The following is a 22,380-nucleotide window of genomic DNA, read 5'->3' on the forward strand; positions in this document are numbered from 1 at the left end:
CGCCGCCCAACGGCTGGTGGTCGAGTTAATGGCGAAGCACATGAACGAGGAGATCGCCCGCAGCGGGATGCCATCCGGGACGCGTGGCTCGCGGCGCGTGGGGTGAAGGTTCTACGTATTCGGGCACAAGAGGTGCTGGGCGACTTTGAAGCCGTCGTCATTCATATTGTCGGCACCGCCTGCGGCGACTACCCCTCCACCGCCTTTGGCGGTCCCCCTCCCCCTCCGGGGGAGGATTGAAAGGAAAAAATCATGCCCACCGCACTCATCACCGGCGCGACCGCAGGAATTGGCGAAGCGACTGCGCGCGCCTTCGTCGATGCCGGCTGGCATGTTGTCGGCACGGGCCGGCGTGCCGATCGTCTCGCCAGGCTTGCCGCGGAACTCGGCGAGCGCTTCCATGGCGCCGAATTCGATGTCCGCGACGAAGCCGCGCGCGATGCCTCGCTCGATGCCCTGCCCCCCGCGTTCCGCGACATCGATCTGCTCATCAACAATGCCGGCCTGGCCCTCGGCCTCGAACCCGCGCACAAGGCGAGCCTGTCCAATTGGATGACGATGATCGACACCAATGTCAGCGCGCTGGTCTCGATGACTCACAAGCTCCTTCCCCAGATCGTCGAGCGCAAGGGCGCGATCATCAATCTCTCATCGGTTGCGGCGACCTATCCCTATCCCGGCGGCAACGTATACGCGGCCACCAAGGCGTTCGTCCGCCAGTTCAGCCTCGATCTGCGCGCCGATCTCCACGGCGCCGGAGTCCGCGTCACTTCGATCGAGCCTGGAATGGCGGAGACCGAATTCACTCTGGTGCGCACCGGCAGCCAGGAAGCATCGGACAAGCTCTATGGCGGCGTCGATCCGATGACTGCCGAGGATATCGCGGATACCCTGCTCTGGGTCGCCACGCTGCCCCCGCACCTCAACATCAACAGCCTGGAGCTGATGCCGGTCAATCAGAGCTGGCAGGGCTTCGCCGTGCATCGGGAAACTCCCTAACCATTGTTAGATCGCTGAACCGCAAAGCTTTTCCTTCGTTCGCCGGAATGAAGGGAAAAGCCGATGCGCGTCCATCATCTCAATTGTGGCACCGATTGCCCGTTTGGCGGGGCGCTGTTCGACGGGCGGAGCATGGGGCCGCTGGGCCATCTGGTCTGCCATTGCCTGCTGATCGAAACCGACGCGCACGGCCTTGTGCTGATCGATACCGGCTATGGCCTGCGCGACGTGGATCACCCCCATCGCGACCCTGCGCGGATCACGCGCTTCATGCGCGGACTGCTGAACATTCGGCTGCGCGAGGAAGAGACGGCGTTCCGCCAGATCGAAGCGCTCGGGCTCGATCCGCTCGACGTGCGGCATATCGTGCTGACCCACCTCGATTTCGACCACGCCGGCGGGCTCGAGGATTTCCCCAACGCGCTGGTCCACGTCATGGAGAAGGAATTCGCCGCGGCGACGGGACCCCGATCGGGCTTCGTGCCTCGCAATCGCTATCGGCCGTCGCAGCTCAACGATGTGCAGGGCTGGCGTCGCTATGCCGGCACGGGCGAGCCGTGGTTCGGCTTCGATGCGGTGCGCGGCCTCGAGGGGCTGCCGCCCGAAATCCTGCTCGTCCCGTTGCCGGGGCATACATGGGGCCATGCGGGCGTGGCGATCGACACCGGCGAGCGCTGGCTGCTCCATGCGGGCGACGCCTATTTCTATCGCGGCGAGATGCGCCGGGCGAAACGTCACTGCACGCCAGGGCTGCGCGGCTATCAGACGATGATGGAAGTGTCGCGGCGCGATCGGCTGCTCAACCAGCAGCGGCTGCGCGCCTTGTCGCTCGACCGGCCGGGTGAAGTGCAGATCGTTTGCGCGCACGATCCGGTCGAGTTCGAACGCTGTGCCGCCGGTCAGCCATTATAGCCGGCAGGTGACGCTGGCCGTTTGAGCGGCTAGAGGCGCGCGATGCCGATTGCCAACGACCGCCGCACCTTCGCGATCATCTCGCATCCCGACGCGGGCAAGACCACGCTGACCGAGAAGCTGCTGCTGTTCGGCGGCGCGATACACTTGGCCGGCGAAGTGAAGGCGCGGGGCCAGGCGCGCCGCGCCCGATCCGACTGGATGAAGATCGAGCAGCAGCGCGGCATCTCGGTCACGTCCTCGGTCATGACGTTCGAGCGCCAGGGATTGACCTTCAACCTGCTCGACACGCCGGGCCATGAGGACTTTTCGGAAGACACCTATCGCACGCTGACCGCGGTCGATTCGGCTGTAATGGTGATCGATGCAGCCAAGGGCATCGAGCCGCAGACGCGCAAGCTGTTCGAAGTCTGCCGGCTGCGCAGCGTTCCGATCATCACCTTCGTCAACAAGGTCGATCGCGAAGGCCGTTCGGTGTTCGAGACGCTCGACGAGATCGCCGACATGCTGGCGCTCGACGTGACGCCGATGAACTGGCCGGTCGGGATGGGCGGCGAGTTCGAAGGCATTTACGATCTGGTCGGGAACCGGCTGTTGCTGCCCGAAGGGGGCAGCCGCGAATTCAACGGAAAGGTCGAAAAAACCACCGGGCTGGATGACCCGAAGCTCGATATGATTCTCTCGGCCGATGGCGTCGCCAAGCTGCGCGAGGATGCCGAACTGGCAATGGCCGGCTATCCCGAATTCGACGCGGAAGCCTATCGCAATGGCGATCTCACCCCGGTCTATTTCGGCTCGGCGCTCAAGGAATTCAGCGTCGACACGCTGATCGATGCGATAGCCGGTTTCGCGCCCTCGCCGCGCCCCCAGCCCGCCGAGCCCGCTCCGGTCGATCCTTCCCGCGATGAAGTCACCGGCTTCGTATTCAAGGTCCAGGCAAACATGGACCCCAACCACCGCGACCGCATCGCATTCATGCGGCTGGTCTCGGGCACCTTCAAGCGCGGCATGAAGCTGATCCCCACCGGGCACGGCAAGCCGATCGCGATCCACTCGCCGATCCTGTTCTTCGCGCGCGAGCGTGAGCTTGCCGACGAAGCGTTTCCCGGCGACATCATCGGCATCCCTAACCACGGCGTGCTGCGCGTCGGCGACACGCTCAGCGAAAAGGCCGATGTCCGCTTCACCGGCCTGCCCAATTTCGCCCCCGAAATCCTCCGCCGTGTCCAGCTCAAGGACCCAACCAAGACCAAGCAGCTCCGCAAGGCGCTGGACGACATGGCCGAGGAAGGCGTCACTCAGGTCTTCTATCCAGATATCGGATCGAATTGGATCATCGGCGTGGTCGGCCAGCTCCAGTTGGAAGTGCTGCTCAGCCGTCTCGATGCCGAATACAAGGTCGCAGCTGGGCTCGAGATGGCGCCGTTCGAAACCGCGCGCTGGATATCCGCCGAGGACCCCGCCGATCTCAGGGCGTTCATGGAGCTCAACCGCGGCGCCATGGCGAGGGACCGCGACGATAACCCGGTCTTCATGGCCAAATCGGCCTGGGAAGTCGGCTATATCACCGATCGCTATCCGAAGGTCCGGTTCGCCGCCACGCGCGAGCGGTAATAAGGAAACAGGCCGGACGCTTCCGCCGCATCCGGCCTGCCGGTTACCCGCAAAGTCCGACCCCTCGGGATATGCCTCGCTTATGCCTTGCGTCGTCCTGGGGATTCAGGAATCGCCCGAGTCGGCATACTACCTACTCCACCCATTCCTCGCGCAGCGGCTTGGCCGCCAGCCACATCAGCAGCGCCGCGCCCAGATAGCAGACGAGGCTGAATAGCATCGCATAGCGCAGCGCCTCTCCGCCGAAGCTCGGCTCCAGCACATCGGCAAGCCCGCCGAGCACGAAGATGCCCACGCCGAGCCCGATAAGGTTGTTGATCAGCAGGAAGCAGGCCGAGGCCGTGGCGCGCATCGGCGCGGGGACCAAGTGCTGGACCGCCGAGATCACCGGCCCCAGCCAGATATAGGCGAGCGCCTGCGGCACCACGAAGAACAGGAACGCCGCGGTGACCGTGCCGGACAGGATGCCCCCCGCGAACAGCGGCACCGCGAGCACGAACGCGATTGCGGGCAGGCGCCCATAGGCCGCCTTGTCGCGCGCGCCGAGCCGGTCGCCGATAAAGCCCCCTGCAAGCACGCCGGCAACCCCGCCCAGCAGCAGGATCGCGCCATAGAAATTGCCGGTTTCGGCGGGATCGAGCCCGAAGCTCTCCTTCATCAGCGTCGGCAGCCAGAAGGCCAGGCCATAGCCGAGCATCGAACTGGCCGAAGCGCCGAAGGCCAGCAGCCAGAAGCTCTTCTTGCGCGCGAGGATCACAAAGACCGCACTCACGCCGGTTCCGCCCGAACTCCGCTCGCGCGGGGCTTCGCGAACGATCAGCCGAAAGATCGGCGCGATCGCCACGCCGAGCAAGCCGACCGTGATGAAGGCCGTCCGCCAATCCACTGCCTTGGCGATGTGCCCCCCAAGCATCACGCCCGCGGCCGAGCCGAGCGGTATGCCAAGCGAATAGATCGCGAGCGCCCGTGCCCGCGACTTTGCAGGGAAGTAATCGGCGATCACGGCATAGGACGGCGCAACGCCCCCCGCCTCGCCCACGCCTACGCCGAGCCGGAAGAGGAACAGCTGGCCAAAGCTTCCCGCCAGTCCGCACAGCGCCGTGAACCCGCTCCACACCGCCAGGCTGCCGGTAATCACCCAGGTCCGGCTGGTGCGGTCGGCAAGCAGCGACAAGGGGATGGCCAGGGTCGAATAGACCGACGCGAAAGCGATCCCGCCCAGCAGCCCCATCTGGCCCTTGGTCAAGTGCAGCTCGGTCATGATGCCGGGCGCCAGGATGCTGAGGATCTGCCGATCGACGAAGTTGAAGGTGTAGACGAGCAGCAGCATCGCCAGCACGACTCCGCGATAGGCGGGGGTGGCGGGCGTTTCGGTCTCTGCTGGCGTCACTGGCGGCATCCTGAAAGGAAGGAGCCGGGCGTCGATGGCGACGCCCGGCTCCAAGTGGTGGATAGGGAGGGCCGATTAGAACTTGATCGTAGCGGTGCCGAAAATCTGGCGCGGGTTGCCGTAATAAGCGGTCAGCACGCCCTCGGTGCCCAGCGTCGGGATATAGGCGCCGCCGGCATTGCGGAGGAAATCGCCGGTGTCCGGGTTCTGGGAGAGGAAGTTATAGCCCGCGACGATGTAGCGCTTGTTGCCCAGATTGCGGCCATGCACGCCCAGCGAGAAATTCTCGTTGATGTCCCACACCAGATTCGCGTCGAACAGGGTGTAGCTCGGCTGGTCGAGCATCGGCGTGCGCAGTTCGAATTGCTGCGACGCACCGCGATACGATACGGTTCCGCTCACCGTGAGCGAGCCTTCGCCGATTGGGGTGGTATAGCCGAGCGTGCTGCTCGCGGTCCAATCCGGGGTGTTCTGAATCTTGCGGCGATTGGCGACGTCGAGCCCGCGCGCATCGATGAAGCTCAGATATTTCGCATCCATATAGCCGAGCGACCAGCCGAGGTTGAGCGAGCCGCCGGTCGCGCCCAGATCGCGGGCGAGCACCGCATTGCCTTCGAACTCCACGCCCTTGATACGCGCCTTTCCTGCGTTGGTGGTGATGCCGATAAAGGTCTGGGCGCCGCCCACGGTGGTGCCGATCGAGCCGGGCACCTGCACGTCGGTATAGTCCGATTGGAAGGCGGCCAGCGCGAAGGTCAGGCGGCGGTCGAGGACCGAAGCCTTGTAGCCGATTTCGTAGCTCGTCACGCTCTCGGGATCGAAGGCGAGGAAGTCATAGACCTGCTGCGCGTTGCATGCCCCGCCCGCCGGGGTTCGGCATGCGCTGGTCTGGCCGCGCGGATCGAAGCCGCCGCCCTTGAAGCCCTGCGACCAGCTTGCATAAAGCGTGTGGTTCGAAGCGGGCTTGAAGCTCACCGAAGCGCGCGGCGTGAACTTGGCGAAATCGGCCTTGCCGGTAAAATCCGAAGTCGTGGCGAAGAGCGTGCCGATACCCCCGAAGATCGGCGAACCGCCGCCCAGATACGTGCGGCGAAGCACCTTCGCGTCGCGGCGATCCCAGGTGTAGCGGCCGCCCGCCGAGATGCTGAACATCTCGCTGAAGTCATAGGTGAAGTCGCCGAACAACGCGACCGTATCCGTGGAGACATTCCCCAGCGTCTGCGCTGTCACGCCGCCGGGCAGACGCACGTCGAACACCGTCCGCGCCTCGGCATCGAGGTAATAGATGCCGAGAAGGCCCGAAAAGCCTCCGGTGTCGATCAGCAGCTGCGCTTCCTGGCTGAACTGCTTGTTGTTGTAGAATGCCGGCACATCGACCTGCACCGCATTGAGCGCATCGAAATCGATCGGCGTGGCGCTGTCGTCCTTGCGATAGCCGGTGATCGAGCGGAAAGTCAGCCAATCGCTGGGCTTTAGCTCGAAAAAGCCGGTTACGCCGTAGGATTCAACGTCCTGGAGCGGATCGAGCAGATTGCCGCGCGAGTCGAATACATTGGCCAGCACGGGAGTGCCGCTGGCGATTCCCGGGATCAGCCGATGCCCGCCGCGCGTGTTGCTCTTGTCCTTGGTATAATCGCCCGAGACGCGGAAATAGGCTTCATTGCTCGGCTCGAACTCGACCGTGGCGCGGCCGGCCCAGATGTCCTTGTTGTAATTGTCCAGACCCGTCGTCAGGTTCTTGCCGAAGCCGCCGCGCGAAAGGCGCGCGAATGCGCCGCCCACCTTGAAGCCGCTGTCGCCTAGCGGGGCCGAGGCGCTGATCACCAGGTCGGCCTGATTGTAGCTGCCATATGCGCCCCGCACCTTCATCGCGGGGTCGCCGCCGATCCGGCGCGTCACGTATTTGACTGCGCCGCCGATCGTATTGCGGCCATAGAGCGTGCCCTGCGGCCCGCGCAGGATTTCGATGCGCTCGACGTCATAGATATCGAGCACCGCCGCCTGGGGGCGATTGAGATACACGTCGTCCAGATAGATGCCCACGCCGGCTTCGAAGCCGGCGACCGGGTCCTGCTGGCCCACGCCGCGAATGAAGGCCGACAGAGTCGAATTGGTGCCGCGTGACACTTCCATCGTCACGTTGGGCGTTGACTGGGCGACATCGGTGATGTCGATCGCGCCCGAAGCTTCGAGTTGCGCACCGCTGATCGCGGTGACGGCGATGGGCACATCGAGCAGGCTTTCCTCGCGGCGGCGCGCCGTGACGATGATGCTGCCGTCCTCGGCGACCGAGGTATCTTCGGATTCGGTGGTCTGGACAGCGGTGGCGCTATTGGTGTCCTGTGCGAAAGCGGGCGCGGCAGTGAGCGCGGCGAAAGCGGCGCCAGCGAACAGCGCGGCGCGAACAGACGGATTGATGCGTGACATTTTGTATTCCTCCCCAAGTGGCGAACCCGTTCTTCAAGACGGGTTGTATGCGGTTGCCCGACGCTATACTGAAACATGAACCGGGTTTCAACTTGGGAATGTTGGGGGAGGAGTACGAATGGCAAGCGGGCGTGGCATGACGGCCACATCCCCTTCGGCTGACACGCCCTTCGGGGCGGATGCCGCCAGCGCCGGCAAGGAACCGCGGACGGCGCGCGGACGGCGTACGCTCCGCGCTATTCTCGACGCGGCGGCCGAGGAGTTCGGGGAAAAGGGCTTCCACGAGGGCTCGATCAGCGGGATCACGCGCCGCGCCGGCGTCGCGCTCGGCAGCTTCTACACCTATTTCGATTCGAAGGACGCGGTGTTCCGCGCGCTCGTCCGCGACATGTCCGAGCAGGTCAAGGAGCATGTCGGTCCCGCGATCCGCGCCGCCCAGGGGCAGATCGAAGCCGAGCGCGCGGGCCTGCTCCACTTCATCAAGTTCGCCCGGGCGCACAAGGAGATTTACCGGATCATCGACGAAGCCGAATTCGTCGATCCCGAAAGCTTCCGCATGCATTACGCCACCACCGCCGAGCGCATCCATGCGCGCCTTCAGGCCGCAGCGGCGCGCGGTGAGATCCGGGGCGACATTTCGGAAGTGCACGCCTGGGCGCTGATGGGGATGAACGTGTTCCTGGGCCTGCGCTACAGCGTCTGGGAAGACAATGAAGACCCCGAAGTGATCGCCGACGCCATCGCCTCGATGCTCGCGCGCGGGATCGGGACCGGGCAATAGCTAGGGCTTGCAATGTAGGATTTCGCCTGCTTGGCTAGGCCGGTCGGCAGTACCGACCGCTCTTTGAAATCGCCGGTCCGTAATGCCCATGGCCAGTGCGAACATTGGGAACATTCGCGCCGTGCGAAGCCGTTCCTTGGCGTACCCTTTGGCAACCTTCCGCGCCTCAGCTCTTCTTGCCGAGCAAATCCTTGAGCCCCGCGAGTGCGCCCAGCGGCGCCACTTCGTCCTCGCCGACCACCCCTGCGGCCTTGAGCACCGCCGCCGCGCGCGGGCTTCGCGGGAAAGGATCGAGCGACAGCAACAGCGTCTCGGCCGCGGCCTCGCCCAGATCGATCGCGCTGCCGCTGAAAAATACGGTGTCGCACTCGTCTTCGCTAAGCTCGGCCTCTTCTAGCTCTTCGGAATCGGGTTCGGGCAGGAAGCGGAGGGCGAAATCCTCCTCAACGGTCGCCGGGAGGCGGTCCTCGGTCACCGAGCAACTCTGCATCACTCGCGCCGATAAATGGCCGTGCGCGACCACCCCGGTCGCATCGCGGCGAATAGCATAATCGGCGCTTAGCGATTCGATCGCCACCAAGCCGAAGCGTTTTGCCAACGCGGCGCATTCCTGCGGCTCAGCTCTCACCGAGACGCGATTCTCTCCGGCCCCGATCTGGTCCAGCCGATGCTGGCGCGAGAATTCGGGCGGGATCATGCGGGCAGCTCCCCGGCCAGGAAAACGCCGGTCGGTGCATTGTCCCAGCGCTCGCGCAATTCCAGTAGCGCGCGCTCGACATGCCCCAACGCCGCCTCATCGGGCGCCGCGCCGCGATAGACGTTGCGCACCAGCGCGTCGCGGATCGATCCCGCCGCAAGCCCGTCGCGATAGGCGCCCAGCCGCCCGCCCAGCATCCCCATCATCCGCCCCAGATGCTTGCCGACGACGATGTCTCCGATCCCGATTTCGCGAAGCTGGCCGTCCATGTCTTCGATGAAGCATTCGGCAAGCTTCGTGCTTTGCGGAACGCCCTCGGGGTCTCCCTCCAGCCGCAGCATCACCATCGCCAGCACCGCCGCGATCATGTCGAAGCGCCCGTCGATCGTGTCGGGCACTGCGCCTGCTTCATACCAGTGCGGCTCTCGGCCGCGCGCCACGACCGCCTCGTACAATTGGGGCGCGGTGCAGCGTTCGGGCGTGCCGAAGAGGCGCTGGAAAAGTCGCATGATGCCTTCACTGTCCGTCGCAAAAGGGGCTGCGACCTTGTTTGGCCGCATTTTGAAGCATATTGAGGCTACGGCCGCGCGATGCAATGCGCGTCCGCCTGCCTCGTCCTTGGAGAAGTTATGCCGATTCCCGCCCGTGCGCTTGCCGCCGCCTTGCTGGCAGCCGCTCTCGGCACTTCCGCCTGCACCCCGGTGCGCACGCATCAGGGCTATGTCGTCGATAAGGAACTGGTCGATGCGATTCAGCCGGGCGTCGATAATCGCGAATCGGTCCTCCAGACGCTGGGGCGCCCGACCCTGACCAGCCAGTTCAACGAAGGCGAGTGGTATTATATCTCGCGCGACAGCAGCAATTTCGGCTTTACCAGCCCCCGCGCCCGCGAGCAGCAGACGCTGCGCGTGCGCTTCGACGCGAAGGGCAATGTCGCCTCGGTCGATCGCACCGGCACCGAACTGATCGCCTCGATCGATCCCTATGGCAAGAAGACTCCGACGCTCGGCCGCAAGCGCGGCTTCTTCGAGGATCTGTTCGGCAATATCGGCACCGTCGGGGCGCCCGGCGCCGCGCCTGGCGGCGGCAGCGGGCAATAAGCGCTATTGATTGCTGGCGGTTCAGCTCAGGGAAGCCCCACACCCCGTTCGGCCGCGCCGTGATACGCCCGACGCGGCCGGTGCCCGTGAGCACGGTTCCTGAAGGGGTAAAAGGAACCGCGCGAGATAACGCCCCGCCGCTCGTTTCGGTCCGTCAGCGAATCGTGAAGCGCACCTGATCCACGATCCGCCCCCCCAGGTCGATCAGGCGAAGCCGATGCTGGCCCCGCGGCGCCAGGATCAGGGGGCGCGAATCGGCGGATCCCAACTCCTCATTGTCAAGCATCAGCCGATGTCCGAGGACCTCCCCCGTCACCGATACCGCGAGCCGCTGATTGTCGCGCGGGATATCCGGATCAAGCGCATAGACGCTGCCCGCGACCGGATTGACGATACGGGGCCGACGCGATGCAGCCGGCGCCATGGCCACTCGAGTGAGCCCCGTTCCGGCGATAAAATATTCGCGGCGCGGCTGCTCGATGCCCTGATCGAAGGAAATGTCGCGCTGCTCGATTCCGGCAGGGCGCGGAGGAGCCTTGCCCGGCGCGTCCTGATGCAACGCCATCATCAAGTCGCGCCAGACCGGCGCCGCGCCACTGGTGCCCGAAACGGCGCGCATCGGATCGCCTTCGAGATTGCCGACCCACACCCCCACCGTGAAGCGGTCCGAAAAGCCGATGCACCAATTATCGCGCATCGCCTTGGAAGTGCCCGTCTTGGCGGCCGCCCAGAACGGCAGCCGCAGCGCCGAATCGATCCCGAAAGTTCCCGCGCGCGCATTGGGATCGGCGAGCATGTCGGCTACGATCCACGCAGCTTGCGGCGTGGCGATGCGGCGCGGAGTCTCGCGCTTGCCGGTCGAGACCATCCCCAAGGGGCTCCAGCGCCCGCCGGTCGCCAGGCTGCGATAGGCGGCGACCTGCTCGATCAAGGTCACTTCGGCCGATCCCAAAGCGAGCGAATAGCCGTAATATTGCCCGTCCTCGACCAGACCGCGATAGCCGGTGTCCCACAGCCTGTCGCGAAACGGATCGACTCCGGTCAGCAGCAGCGTGCGCACCGCGGGCACGTTCAGCGATCCGGCAAGGGCGATCCGCGCCGAGACCGGCCCCTTGAAGGCCTTGTCGTAATTCTGGGGCACGTAGAGCCCCGAGGCCGTGTCGAGCTGGACCGGCGAGTCGTCCAGGATGGAGGCGGCCGTGAGATAGCCTTTCTCGATTCCCAGCGCGTAGAGGAACGGCTTGAGCGTCGATCCGGCCTGGCGATACGCCGCAGCGCCATCCACTGCGGGAGCAGTCGATTCCCCGCCGATCCCGCCGACATAGGCAAGCACATCGCCGCTGGCATTATCCACCACCACCACCGCCCCGTCCCGCGCGCGTGTGCCGCCTAGCCCCTGGAGCTGCCGCTTCAATGCGGCGATCGCGGCGCGCTGAATGTTGAGGTCCAGCGTAGTTCTGATCCGCGCCCCCGGCTGGGTGAGCAGGGCGGCGGAGAGGTGCGGCGCGAGACCCGGATCAAGCGCAAGGCTGCGCGCAGGACCCAGCATTGAGGCAGCCGCCCCGGCGAAGCGGCTGCACTCCATGTCGCGGCTGAGCGCACAGGCCCGTGCCGCTACCTTCGTCGCCCCGGCGCGCGGATCGGGGAGCAGGGCTGCCAGCAGCAGCGCATCGTCCCGGCTCAGCGCCGCCGGAGTCTTGCCGAACAGGCCGAGAGCCGCGGCCGCGATCCCCTGCGCTTCACCGCGAAACCCCGCCAGGTTCAGATACGCCTCTAGGATCTGATCCTTGCTCCAGCGCCCGTCGAGCGCAGAGCCGGCGCGCATCTGGCGAAGCTTGTCGATCAGCCCGCGATTGCCCGGCGCGGAGAGCTCGGGCGCGAGATAGGCGGCCACCTGCATCGACAAGGTCGAGGCGCCCCGAGCGCGCTGGCCCGCCATGCGCGCGCGCAGTGAGCCGGCAGTCGCCCGCCAGTCGATACCCCCGTGCGACCGAAAGCGCCGGTCCTCCGCCGCGAGGATCACTTCGCGCGCGACAGGCGAGACTTCTTCCAGCCTGGTCCAGCCCAGCCGCCGCGCCTGATAATCGACGCGCGCCGAATCGATCAGCCTGCCGTGCCGATCATAAAGCCACGCTTCGGAAGGCTTCCACGCTCCGCGCACCGCGGCATAATCGGGAAGCGCCGGCGGCAGCGTCACCCACCATAGCGTGACGAAGAGGGCCAGCAGCGTGGATCCGCCGGCGATCACGATCCGGCGCGGAGTGAAGACACCGCGCCAGCCATTCTCGCGATAGCTTGCGCGCAGCCGCGATACCCAGCCGTGCAGCCGTTCGGGGGTGTCGTCGATCCAGCGGACGGCCCGCGATATGCGCGGGAACCGTTCGCCCAATTCCGTCCAGTTCACCTTTGCGCGACCACCATCGGCTGGTTGGGGATTTGCGCGCGGATCTCGGGCGAGTACATCGCCTCGATTCGCGTCGCCGGCAGGCCGAAGCGCCCTGCGGCGTCGAGCCGCATCACATAGGATACGGTGAAGGTGCCGCGCGGCACCCAGCCATAATAAGCCCGCCACGAATCGCGCCCGCGCTCGGTATAGCTCGGCGACACGCCATCGCCGGTTGCGGCCTGTGCCGCGAGCATTTCGGACTGCCCGCCCAGATTGCCGACGATCGTAGCGCCTGCCGGCACCGGATCGTTGACCACCACCCAGTTGCGCTCGGCTGATGCCTCCACGCTGATCGTCACCTTGACCACGTCGCCGCGCGTCCAGGCATTCGGCGTCGCCTGCTTGACGGCCTCGACCTTCTTCGTCGCCTTATATCCCGCCATCAAAGGTTGGGTGAGCGGCACGGCCGCCTTCACGCGCACAAAGGCCCAGGGCCCCGCGCCGCCGCTCTGGGCCAGGATCAGTGGAGTGGTCTGTGCGGGCAGCGGCAGGCTGAACAGCCGCTGCGGCTCGGCGAGCGGCCAGCTACGGCTCACGCTCGATCCGCCCAGGCTCGCCGTAGTGATCCCGGCGATCGCTTCCGCCGGATAGGCCGCCATGAACCTGCGCGCCGCCACCGAGCCCCAGGCATTGGCGGGCGTCGTATCCCAATGGCCGCGCTGCTGGCGCATCGCCAGCCCGACCATCATCTTTGCGGTATCGTCGTTCCAGCCGGGGCGGCCGAGCGTGGCGAGCAGCGCCTTGATCGCCGCTTCGTCGTCCGATGCCATCAGCCACCAGGGCATCTTGCCCTTGTCGGCGATGTCGATGCGAGTGCCTTCATAGCTGAGGCGCGTGCGCAGCGTCTTTTCGGCATCCAGCCGGAGCTGCTGGCCATTGGCGAGCCCCGGAACCTTGCCGAGCGCGGCGGCATAATCGGCCAGGCTCGAGGTTGGCATTTCGGCCACGCCCATCCCCACCTGGCCCACCATGTTGGCGGTCGCCGCCCCTGCACGGGCAAGCGCAGTGAACGCCGCCAGGCGCTGGAGCCTCACATCGCCATAATCCTCATGGCGCAGCTTGCCGTCCAGGACGCGCTTGAGCGCCTCCACCATCTTGGCGCGCGGCGCTTCGGGAAGCGGGAGCCCGGCTTCTGAAGTGATCGAAAGCATATAGGCCGTCAGCGCCTCCGATCCCGGCCAGTCGCCCGGGAAGTAACGCAGCAACCCATCGTCATCCAGATAAGCCGGCAGCTCGCCCGATATCAGGTTCCACATCCCCGTATCGCCCAGCGCGATCGCGCGCGACGTGCGCTGCTCGAGGCAGCCATAGGGATAGCCGGACATGTAATCCCGCACGCCCTGAAGCGGGGGCGCGAGCGTGTCGGCAAGGCTCACTTCGACCATCCCGAAGCCGGGCAGGGCGCCCGCGGGCGGCGCGATCGAGAAGCTCGTTCCCGCGCCGACGCGCGCGAGGCTGGCGGCCCAGGTCTCGACCGGAACGGCGGGGACGACGTCCTGCACGGTCGTCACCTTGTCGGTCGCCTTGCCGTCTTCGGTGCGCGCCGAGACCGTCCAGGTCAGCCTCCCTTCCGCGGGCGGCGCAGTCAGGTTCCACACGATCGGCGCAGCGCCGCCGGCGGGAATCTCGACCGTCAATGCCTTGCCCGTCGCCACGCGTGGGCTCAGCTCAACATTGGCCGTCACTTTCATCGGCTTGTCGGATCCGTTGCGCAGCGTGAAGATCGCGCCGAACTGGTCGCCGGTGCGCACGAGCTGCGGCACGCCGGCATAGATCGACAGGTCCTGCGCGGTCCGCACGCTTGCCGATCCCGTGCCGAACAGATTCGTCCCGTCGGTTGCGATCGCGACGAGCTTGAACGCAGTCAGCGCATCGTTGAGCGGCACATCGACACGGGCATGCCCATCGGCATCGAGCGCGACCTTGCCTTTCCACAAGAGTACCGGCTGGAAATTCTCGCGGTTGAGGCCGGACAAGTCGCCACCGCCACCGCCGCCGGCCTCCACGGCCTTCTTGCCGTAATGCCGCTTGCCGACGACCTGCGTCTGCGCCGTGGAAGTGAGCACCGAGATCGGGCGATCGCCCATCATCGCAGTGAGCACATCCCAGCTTTCATTGGGCGCGAGCTGGAGCAAGGCTTCGTCGACCGCGGCAAAGGCGACATCGGCAGTTGCGGCAGGCTTCCCGTCCGATGTCTTCACCGTCACGTCCACCGCCGCAGTGGCGCGCGCGCCATAGCTCGGCTTGTCGGCCTTCACCGTCACGTCGAGCTTATGGCCTTCCCAGCCCACCTTCACCTTGGCGATGCCGAGCCGGTAGGCGGGCTTGGCGAGATCGACCGTCGCGGTCGGCGCGCCGCCATCCTTCGAGAAGAAAGGCACGCCCCAGTCGCGCGCCATCCCCGAGCCCCAATTGCTCCAGCCCGACACGCGGCCACGCACCGCCATCACCGATACATATATGTCGGGCGCATAGGACGCGGGCATCGGCACTTCGATTACCGGATCCTTGCCCGTAAGCCCGACGACGAAGCTCGAAAGCACCCCTTCGCGCTCGACCGTTACCAGCGCGGTCGCGTCGCGGAAGGGCATGCGGACCTGGAATTTGGCGGTCTCGCCCGCCTTATATTGCTGCTTCTCGGGGATGACGTCCATGCGGTCGCCATTGTCGCCGCCGAACCACCAATCCTCGTCGCCGACCAGCCACACCGATTGCGTCGCGCGCGCGACATTGCCGGCGCCGTCCTTGGTCGTCGCGACTGCGTATACTTCGCCCGAAACTCCCGGATTCAGCTGGCAAGTCGCCAGCCCCTGGGCATCGGTCGTCGCCGAGCAAGTCGCGCCAAGCCGCGTCGTCTTCATCTGATTGTCATATGCATAAAAGCCGCCGATCAGCCGCCGCCGAGCGGTGAGGATCTGGCGGCTGTAGAGCTCGACGGAGACCGACTGGTTGGCAAGCGGCTTGCCCTGAGTATCGAGCGCCACGAAGCGCAGGCGCAGATCGTCCTGCTTCATCAGCCAGCCATCGGTCTTGACGCCCAGTTGCACGCCCGAAGTGTAGATCGGGATGCGCCGCGATGCGGTCAGGATCTGGCCGTTGGCGTCCTGGTAATCCATCTCGATTGCCATCGACGTAAGCTGGTCCAGCGTCTGGGGCACTTCGATACTAGTGCGCGCCGCGCCATCCGCGCCCAATGTCACGGGCAGCGTCTGGGTTGGCGGGAGCTGGACGGTCTCGTCCTCGCCTTCGCCGTCCATCGGCTTGACCCCCTCGGCCATCGGGCGTCCGCCAAAGGTATAGCCTTCATAGCCGTCGGGCACGCCGTTGGTATCGTAATAGCCGATCCGCATCTCGACCGGCAGGTTCGCCGCGCCCCCGCCGGAGAGATAGCCGACGAACAGGTCGAGCGGGAGCGATGTGGGCCGTACCGCGGCCTCCTTGGGCCCGTTCACCGTCGCGCGCATCGTCGGCAGCTTGTATTCGTCGATCTTGAACGATTGCTGCGTCCAGACGGTCTTGTCCTCGCCGTCCTTCTTGAGCAGCACCTGGATGTCATAGTCGCCCATCTTGGCGCCCCCGGGTGCGGTCCACTCGGTTTCTCCGACGCCGTTCGCGTCGATCGACAAGGGCAGGTCGTATTTGGTGTCCGATCCGCGATGCGACAGGCGTAGGGTTCCCGTGAAGGCCGGAGAGGTCCCGAAGCCCGAAGCGATCGGCTTGCGCACGATATGCTTCATGTGGATCGTCTCGCCCTGGCGGACGAGTGCCCGGTCGAACACGGTGTGGAACACGTCCTCGGGATCGTTCCAGCCATAGCTGAGGTCGAAATCATAGGGCCGGATGCCCTGGCCCCATTCGGTGAGCGTGAAGCTGAAATCGTCGCCGCTGCGCGCGGAGATCATCAGCGGCGCGCTGTTGCCATTCTCGCAGCTCGCAGAGGTTTCGGGCTTGGGCAGGCCTGCGGGCACGCTGAGGCGCCCCGAAGCGTCGCTCTTGCCCTTGGCGAGAAGTTGCCCGGTGCAGCTGTCCGTGACCTGGATGTCGGCGCTGACTCCCATGCCCGTATCGAGCGCCGTGACCCATACGAGCGATTGCTCGCGGCCCCATTTGAAATGGACGCTCATATTGGTGACCAGCGCGCCCGCCGCCACATAACGCGGCGCATTGCGGCCTAGCAAAGCCGCGCCGAGCTGCGGCGAGGCGAGTTCGACGATATAGAATCCGGGCTTCTCCAACGGAATCCCGACGACTTCGAATTCCTTGCCCTTGCCTGGCAGGCCAACCTTGAACGGCTTGCCGGTGGCCGGCGTCAGCAGCGGCTTCGCCCCGGTCTGGTTGACATAGGTGGTCTCGCCGCCCTTCTTGATCTCGTCCGATTTGGTCTCCGCGGCGTCGCCGAGCGCGCGGAGCCATTTGGCGATCTCGCCGTCGCCGCCCGCGACCTTCAGGCTCTGTCCACCCACATCCATGCGGTTGCCGCCCAGCTCGGCCTCGACATTGCGCACGGTCACCGGCAGCACGCCGCCTTCCTTTGCCTCCAGGATGCCGAAGTCCGCCGCGAACTTCACCAGCGGCGGGGGGGCATCAAATTTAACGTCGAGCGGAAAGCGCTCCGCATTGGAAAGCTTCCGCCCGCTCTCGTCGGCGACATCGGCGGGCAGGCTGAGCTTCGCCGTAAGTGCGGCGGGGAGCGGCGCCTTGAACTTGAGATCGGCGACATGTGCCTTGTTCTTGTCGTCGTCCGCGAACATCGGCGTCAGTTGTTTCCCGTCCGGCAAGGTGATCCGCACTGCTTCGGCCTGCGCCCGCGGAATCGCCGCCGAGAAACGCACCCACGCGTCCTTGACCGGGTTGCACCCAGCCTGCGGATTGACGCGCGAGCATTCAAAGCGCGCCGCGAACGGCTTGCGCACTGTGAAATCAAAGCGCTGGTCGGCTCCGGCAATGCGCCCAGAAGCGCTCTTGACGTCCTTGCCCCATACCAGCGCCATGTCGCGGCCGGGCGGCAGCGGACGGCGGCACTTGACCGCCACTACGCTCGCCAGCGCCGCAGCGCGGTCCTCGGCTTTGGCGGGAAGCGCTCCGGGCAGTCCGGAATTGGTCAGGAAGCTTTGCACTTCCCAGCGGTCGGTGCCGAGATCAGCGAGCAGCTTGGGCGCGATGTCGTCCGGCATCACATCGACCGGGATCTTCTCGCCGACTCCGTCGACCGAGCAATAGGCATTTGCAGCCACCGAAGCGCGATCGGGCGCCAGGTTCGCGGCTATGAGAAAGACCTGATCCTCCTCGATCTCGCTGCCATAGCGGCTGGGGAGCACTTCGCGCGCGATCGGCCCACCGCTGTCGACGGTGAACTCGTGCTGCCCCGTCACTCCATAGCCGCCCAGGCTCTTGAGCTTGTCGCGCAGCTTGAACTTGCACGTCACTCCGCCCGGGAGCGGGCTGGCAAATTCATGAACGAAGGTCTGCTGATCGACCCAGCGTCCCTCGCCGCCGACCGGACACTCGACGGTGAAGGGAGAGGTCGCGCGCGGATCGCCCAAGGGAACCATCGCAGTGTTGAACCGCGCGGTGAAGCGCTCGATCGCGCCGTCGCCGATACCGGGCGTCGCCATCTCGACTTGCGGGCTGTTGTCGCCAAATGCTGCGATCGCTCCCAGCGGTGCCGCGACCAGCGCCAATATCCCGAGCCGAGCAACGAGCTTCATGGCAACCTCCCCTTTGGCAGCGCTGACACCCTAGTGCGCGAGCGAAACGAGTCCAGCGGGGAATTAACCTTATTGGGCACCCGTGCCGACGCATCCTTTTTTGGGCGTTGCCAATTCGTTACGAATGCGGTCCACTCCGAATCGGGGGAATGGGGTGGACGGAGCGACTCTGATCGCCGGGATCGACGCGGCTGCGCACGAAGCGACCTTGTTCGCGGCGATCTGGTTCCTTGTCGGCGGGATCGACGATCTGCTTGTCGATCTGATCTATTTCGGCCGGAGACTCTGCGCGTGGGTGCACCCTTCCAGCGCCGCGCCCTGCCCTCTGGCCGCTCCGCCGCCGGGTCGGATCGCTGTGTTCATCCCCGCCTGGGATGAATCCGCCGTGATCGGCGATATGTTGCGCACGGCGCTCGCCCGCTTCGATCACACCGATTATGTCCTCTATGTCGGTGCCTATCCCAACGATCCCGCCACGATCGCTGCGGTGCGCGATGTAGCGGCCGCCGATTGCCGCGTGCGTCTGGTGATCGGCGGGGCGCCGGGACCGACGACCAAGGCCGATTGCCTGAACAATTTATGGCACGCCATGCTGCTAGATGAAGCGGCGCAAGCGAGTGCGGTAGTCGCGGTAGCGCTGCACGACGCGGAGGATGTGGTCCATCCGCTTGAACTGCGAATCTACGCACAGTGGCTGCAGCGCTACTCTGCCATCCAGCTTCCAGTGATGCCCCTGCCGCATCCGCGCTCCCGCCTGGTCGCCGGGCATTATTGCGACGAATTCGCCGAGGCTCACGGAAAATCGCTGGTCGTTCGCCAGGCATTGGGCGCCGGAATGCCGCTCGCCGGCGTCGGCTGCGCGGTGCGGCGAGACATGCTCGGACGGATCGCTGATATGCGCGGGGATGGCCCGTTCGACGCGACCTCGCTCACCGAAGATTATGAGCTCGGGCTCACTGTCGCCGCACTCGGCGGCGAAACCGCGCTGGTCCGCGTGCCCGAGCGCCCCGGCGGACGTCCGGTCGCGGTGCGCGCCTATTTCCCCGACACGCTGAACGCGGCAATACGGCAAAAGGCGCGCTGGCTTACGGGGATCGCGCTCATCGGATGGGACCGCACCGGCTGGGGCCGCATCGAGGCAATCGGGGATCACTGGATGCGAATGCGTGACCGGCGCGCCACGCTGGCGATCCCGGTGCTCGCCATAGCTTATGCAGCGTTCGCGATGTGGGGCACATCGCTTGGGTCCCATCTTTTCGTGGGAAGCAGGCCGCCCGGCCTCCCGCCACTGATCGTGGAACTGCTCTTGACGAATGCCGCGTTGCTGGTCTGGCGCTTGTCGATGCGTGCGCTGTTCGTGTGGCGGGGTTATGGGGTGCGCGAAGCTTTGTGGTCGCTGCCTCGGGTGCTGGTCGGCAATCTGATCGCGTTGTTCGCCGCGCGCCGTGCACTGTTGTTATATTTGAAGATCCTGGCCGGCGCGGCACCCCGCTGGGACAAGACCGCTCACCAGTTTCCCGATGATGTCGAACGGGTGACGGCTTGAGTATGCGCGGCCGGCCGCTGCGGTTTCTCGCTCTGGTGGGCATCGGCTGGGTCGGCGCGCGAGTCGTGCTGCTGTGGCCAGAGACCGGCTCCTTGCCCGAGGCGATCAAGGCGCTAGGGCTTCCACCTGCCACCGCGAATGCCGCCCCCGCTGGGCCGGCAATGATATCTTCCCGACCAGGTATAGCCGCCCCGCCGGTTGGCGCCGCAGGACGCAAGCGCCCATTCGTGCCAGCGGCGGCACGGATGGCCTCGGCACTCGAGACATTGCGTGCTCCGGCCGTACCTCTGACCTTTCACCTCGCGAGCCCGCCGCGATTTTTGCCGCCGCCAGAGCCTGGCGTCCTGCCGCCCGCGGCCGCCCCCGACCCGATCGCATCAAGGCCCGACCGATGGTCGGCCGGCGGATGGTTCGTCGCGCGCGGCGGACGCGGAACCAGCACTGCACCCGGCGGGCAGATCGGGGGCGGGCAGGCGGGGGTGCGGCTCGCTTATCAGCTGTCACCGCGCCACCGGATAGCCGCCTTCGTCCGAGTCACCTCGCCCCTCGCGGGGAAGGGACGTGAGGCGGCCATCGGAGTAGAATGGCAGCCGACCAGAGCGCCTTTGCGTATCCTGGCCGAACAGCGCGTAGGGCTCGACGGAACGCCGGGCGGCACGGGCCTGGGCGTAGTCGGCGGCCTCGATACCGAGCTGAGAGGATTCCGGCTCGAAAGCTACGGCCAAGCGGGGGCGATCACCCGCCATCGGATCGAGCCTTATGCGGATGGCGCGGCGCGGTTTACGCATCCGATTATCGAACGCCGTGCGCGCCTGTCGATCGGCCTGGGCGCCTGGGCCGCCGCGCAGCGCGGCGCGCAGCGGCTCGACATCGGACCTTCCACCACCCTCGCCCTTGGCCTCCTCCGCCTTTCGCTGGACTGGCGTCAGCGCATCGCCGGCCGCGCCCGCCCCGGATCAGGCGCGGCGCTAACCCTTGGCGGCGATTTCTAGGCCCTCACCTTTTGCACCTAAGCCCAAACGCGGTATCGCCTGGGGACAATGGATCTCTACCTTCCCATCGCCAATCTCTCGGTCAACGCCCTTGTCATCGTCGGGCTCGGGCTCGGCGTGGGCCTGCTTTCCGGGATGTTCGGCGTGGGCGGCGGGTTTCTAACCACGCCCTTGCTGATCTTCTACGGCATTCCGCCCACGGTAGCCGCCGCATCCGCGGCGAGCCAGGTGACTGGGGCCAGCGTATCTGGAGTATTCGCGCATTTCCGGCGCGACGGTGTCGATGTGCATATGGGGTGGGTGCTCGTGGCGGGGGGCGTGATCGGAAGTCTAGCGGGCGCCGCGCTGTTTACCCTGCTCCGCGCAAGCGGCCTGATCGATACAGTGATCGCGATCCTTTATGTGCTGATGCTCGGCTCGATCGGCGGGCTGATGTTTCATGAATCGGTGGGGGCGATTCGCGTGACCCGCGGACGCGCGCCGGCCAAGCCGCGGCGGCGGCGGCACCACCCGCTGGTGGCGATGCTCCCGCTCAGGTGGCGCTTCTATCGTTCGGGCCTCTATATCTCGCCACTCGCTCCGCTGCTCCTCGGCTTCGTCACGGGGATCCTGACCGTGCTGCTCGGCATCGGCGGGGGCTTCATCCTGGTGCCGGCGATGCTCTATCTGCTGGGCATGGGGGCGCAGGTCGTGGTGGGGACCTCACTGTTCCAGATCCTGTTCGTCACTGCGGCGGCGACGATGGTCCACGCCACCACCACCAAGGCAGTCGATATCGTGCTCGCGGCGCTGCTGCTGCTCGGCTCGGTCGTTGGCGCGCAGATCGGCGCCAGGCTCGCGCAAAAGGCGAAGCCCGAATATCTGCGACTGCTGCTCGCGGTGATCGTCCTCGCGGTCGCGCTGCGCATGTTGCTCGGCCTCGCCTGGCGGCCCGACGAGATATACACGGTCGAGCTCTCGTGAAGCGCCTTGCCCCGATCCTGTTTGCCCCGCTCCTCATGGGGCAGGCCAAGCCGGTGCTCGTTCCCGACGTGTCGCAGCGCGATATCGAGATCGCCTATTCGTTCACCGGCGCGGACCTTCTGCTGTTCGGCGCCATCCTTTATCCCGGTGGCCGCGTGCCCGCCGATGGGGAGAAACCCGCCGATATAGTCGTGGTCGTCAAGGGGCCGACGCAATCGGTATTGGTTCGCGAGAAGGAGAAAGTGGCGGGCATCTGGGTCAATGCGGAGCGGATGCGCTATCGCTCGGCCCCCAGCTTCTTCGCAGTCGCTTCCTCGCGCCCGATCGCTCAGCTCGTGGACGAGCGCACCCGCGCGATCTACGAACTCGGTGTCGACAGTCTGCAATTGTCGCCCGCTTCCGGCGCGATACCGCAAGTGCAGGCCCGTTTCGACAAGGGGCTGGTCGATCTCAAGACCCGCACCGGGCTCTATTACGAAGCCCCCAATGCCGTGGAAATCACCGACGGCGTGCTTTACCGGGCCCGGCTCAATATCCCGGCTCGCGTGCCCGTCGGCCGCTTCACGGCGGAGACCTTCCTGATCCGCGACGGCCGCGTGCTGGCGGCGGCGGTACGCCCGATCGATATCCGCAAATCGGGCTTCGAGCGGTTCGTAGCCACCAGCGCCGAGCGGCATTCCTGGCTTTACGGCCTGGCGGCGGTGGCGCTGTCCATCCTGTTCGGCTGGAGCGCCGGTGCGATCTGGCGGCGCTTTTGAAGGGGGCCGCCCCGTTGGAAGCACACCGTATCTTTACCTCCGGTCGG

General features: G+C 65.9%; 16 protein-coding genes. 10 read left to right on the forward strand and 6 right to left on the reverse strand.

The window, feature by feature from the left end; translation table 11 throughout:
• Nucleotides 1-72 precede the first annotated feature (72 nt).
• The 4 genes from VF617_RS03885 (at nucleotide 73) to VF617_RS03900 (ending at nucleotide 3,525) form a co-directional block, all read left to right on the forward strand.
• Entirely contained in the window at nucleotides 73-240 is a 168-nt protein-coding gene (locus VF617_RS03885) for a hypothetical protein (RefSeq protein ID WP_331013710.1), read from the forward strand.
• Nucleotides 241-252: 12 nt separating this feature from the next.
• Nucleotides 253-999: an SDR family NAD(P)-dependent oxidoreductase gene (locus VF617_RS03890; RefSeq protein ID WP_331013547.1), complete on the forward strand. Its 747-nt coding sequence runs from the start codon at nucleotides 253-255 to the stop codon at nucleotides 997-999.
• Nucleotides 1,000-1,062: 63 nt separating this feature from the next.
• Nucleotides 1,063-1,911 (forward strand): MBL fold metallo-hydrolase, encoded by an 849-nt coding sequence (locus VF617_RS03895; protein ID WP_331013548.1) that lies wholly within the window; start codon nucleotides 1,063-1,065, stop codon nucleotides 1,909-1,911.
• 42 nt (nucleotides 1,912-1,953) lie between these two features.
• On the forward strand, nucleotides 1,954-3,525 hold the full coding sequence (locus tag VF617_RS03900) for a peptide chain release factor 3 (protein ID WP_331013549.1): 1,572 nt from the start codon (nucleotides 1,954-1,956) through the stop codon (nucleotides 3,523-3,525).
• A 133-nt stretch (nucleotides 3,526-3,658) separates the two neighbouring features.
• Here the strand turns inward: VF617_RS03900 and VF617_RS03905 are convergent, their stop codons facing one another.
• Both VF617_RS03905 and VF617_RS03910 read right to left on the reverse strand, forming a co-directional pair.
• Complete coding sequence (locus VF617_RS03905) at nucleotides 3,659-4,924, reverse strand: spinster family MFS transporter (RefSeq protein ID WP_414713944.1); 1,266 nt, start codon at nucleotides 4,922-4,924, stop codon at nucleotides 3,659-3,661.
• 66 nt (nucleotides 4,925-4,990) lie between these two features.
• Nucleotides 4,991-7,342 carry a TonB-dependent receptor gene (locus VF617_RS03910; RefSeq protein WP_331013550.1) on the reverse strand — a complete coding sequence of 784 codons (2,352 nt, stop codon included), beginning with the start codon at nucleotides 7,340-7,342 and terminating at the stop codon, nucleotides 4,991-4,993.
• A gap of 136 nt (nucleotides 7,343-7,478) precedes the next feature.
• On the opposite strand from VF617_RS03910, the gene VF617_RS03915 reads away from it, so the two are divergent.
• Nucleotides 7,479-8,123 carry a TetR/AcrR family transcriptional regulator gene (locus tag VF617_RS03915; protein WP_331013551.1) on the forward strand — a complete coding sequence of 215 codons (645 nt, stop codon included), beginning with the start codon at nucleotides 7,479-7,481 and terminating at the stop codon, nucleotides 8,121-8,123.
• 166 nt (nucleotides 8,124-8,289) lie between these two features.
• On the opposite strand, the gene VF617_RS03920 is transcribed toward VF617_RS03915, so the two are convergent.
• Both VF617_RS03920 and VF617_RS03925 read right to left on the reverse strand, forming a co-directional pair.
• Complete coding sequence (locus VF617_RS03920; protein WP_331013552.1) at nucleotides 8,290-8,820, reverse strand: DUF177 domain-containing protein; 531 nt, start codon at nucleotides 8,818-8,820, stop codon at nucleotides 8,290-8,292.
• Entirely contained in the window at nucleotides 8,817-9,329 is a 513-nt protein-coding gene (locus VF617_RS03925; RefSeq protein ID WP_331013553.1) for a ubiquinol-cytochrome C chaperone family protein, read from the reverse strand. Before VF617_RS03925 ends, VF617_RS03920 begins: the two co-directional genes overlap by 4 nt.
• 120 nt (nucleotides 9,330-9,449) lie before the next feature.
• On the opposite strand from VF617_RS03925, the gene VF617_RS03930 reads away from it, so the two are divergent.
• Nucleotides 9,450-9,920, forward strand: a complete 471-nt coding sequence (locus VF617_RS03930) for an outer membrane protein assembly factor BamE (RefSeq protein ID WP_331013554.1) — start codon at nucleotides 9,450-9,452, stop codon at nucleotides 9,918-9,920.
• A gap of 154 nt (nucleotides 9,921-10,074) precedes the next feature.
• Here VF617_RS03930 and pbpC read toward each other — a convergent pair whose 3' ends face one another.
• Entirely contained in the window at nucleotides 10,075-12,168 is a 2,094-nt protein-coding gene (gene pbpC / locus VF617_RS03935; protein ID WP_331013712.1) for a penicillin-binding protein 1C, read from the reverse strand.
• 152 nt (nucleotides 12,169-12,320) lie between these two features.
• Nucleotides 12,321-18,074, reverse strand: coding sequence for an alpha-2-macroglobulin family protein (locus tag VF617_RS03940; RefSeq protein WP_331013555.1), 5,754 nt, complete (start codon nucleotides 18,072-18,074; stop codon nucleotides 12,321-12,323).
• A gap of 154 nt (nucleotides 18,075-18,228) precedes the next feature.
• Between VF617_RS03940 and VF617_RS03945 the strand changes: the two genes are divergently transcribed.
• From VF617_RS03945 to VF617_RS03960, 4 genes are read left to right on the forward strand one after another with little or no spacing between them, the layout of a single operon-like run.
• Nucleotides 18,229-19,620 carry a glycosyl transferase family protein gene (locus VF617_RS03945; protein ID WP_331013556.1) on the forward strand — a complete coding sequence of 464 codons (1,392 nt, stop codon included), beginning with the start codon at nucleotides 18,229-18,231 and terminating at the stop codon, nucleotides 19,618-19,620.
• Nucleotides 19,621-19,622: 2 nt separating this feature from the next.
• Nucleotides 19,623-20,612 carry a hypothetical protein gene (locus tag VF617_RS03950; protein ID WP_331013713.1) on the forward strand — a complete coding sequence of 330 codons (990 nt, stop codon included), beginning with the start codon at nucleotides 19,623-19,625 and terminating at the stop codon, nucleotides 20,610-20,612.
• Between the two features lie 48 nt (nucleotides 20,613-20,660).
• Nucleotides 20,661-21,575, forward strand: coding sequence for a sulfite exporter TauE/SafE family protein (locus VF617_RS03955; protein ID WP_331013557.1), 915 nt, complete (start codon nucleotides 20,661-20,663; stop codon nucleotides 21,573-21,575).
• A 35-nt stretch (nucleotides 21,576-21,610) separates the two neighbouring features.
• Nucleotides 21,611-22,333 carry a TIGR02186 family protein gene (locus tag VF617_RS03960; RefSeq protein WP_331013714.1) on the forward strand — a complete coding sequence of 241 codons (723 nt, stop codon included), beginning with the start codon at nucleotides 21,611-21,613 and terminating at the stop codon, nucleotides 22,331-22,333.
• Nucleotides 22,334-22,380 lie beyond the last annotated feature (47 nt).

It is taken from the genome of Sphingomonas sp. (genome assembly GCF_036388215.1).
GTDB lineage: Bacteria > Pseudomonadota > Alphaproteobacteria > Sphingomonadales > Sphingomonadaceae > Sphingomonas.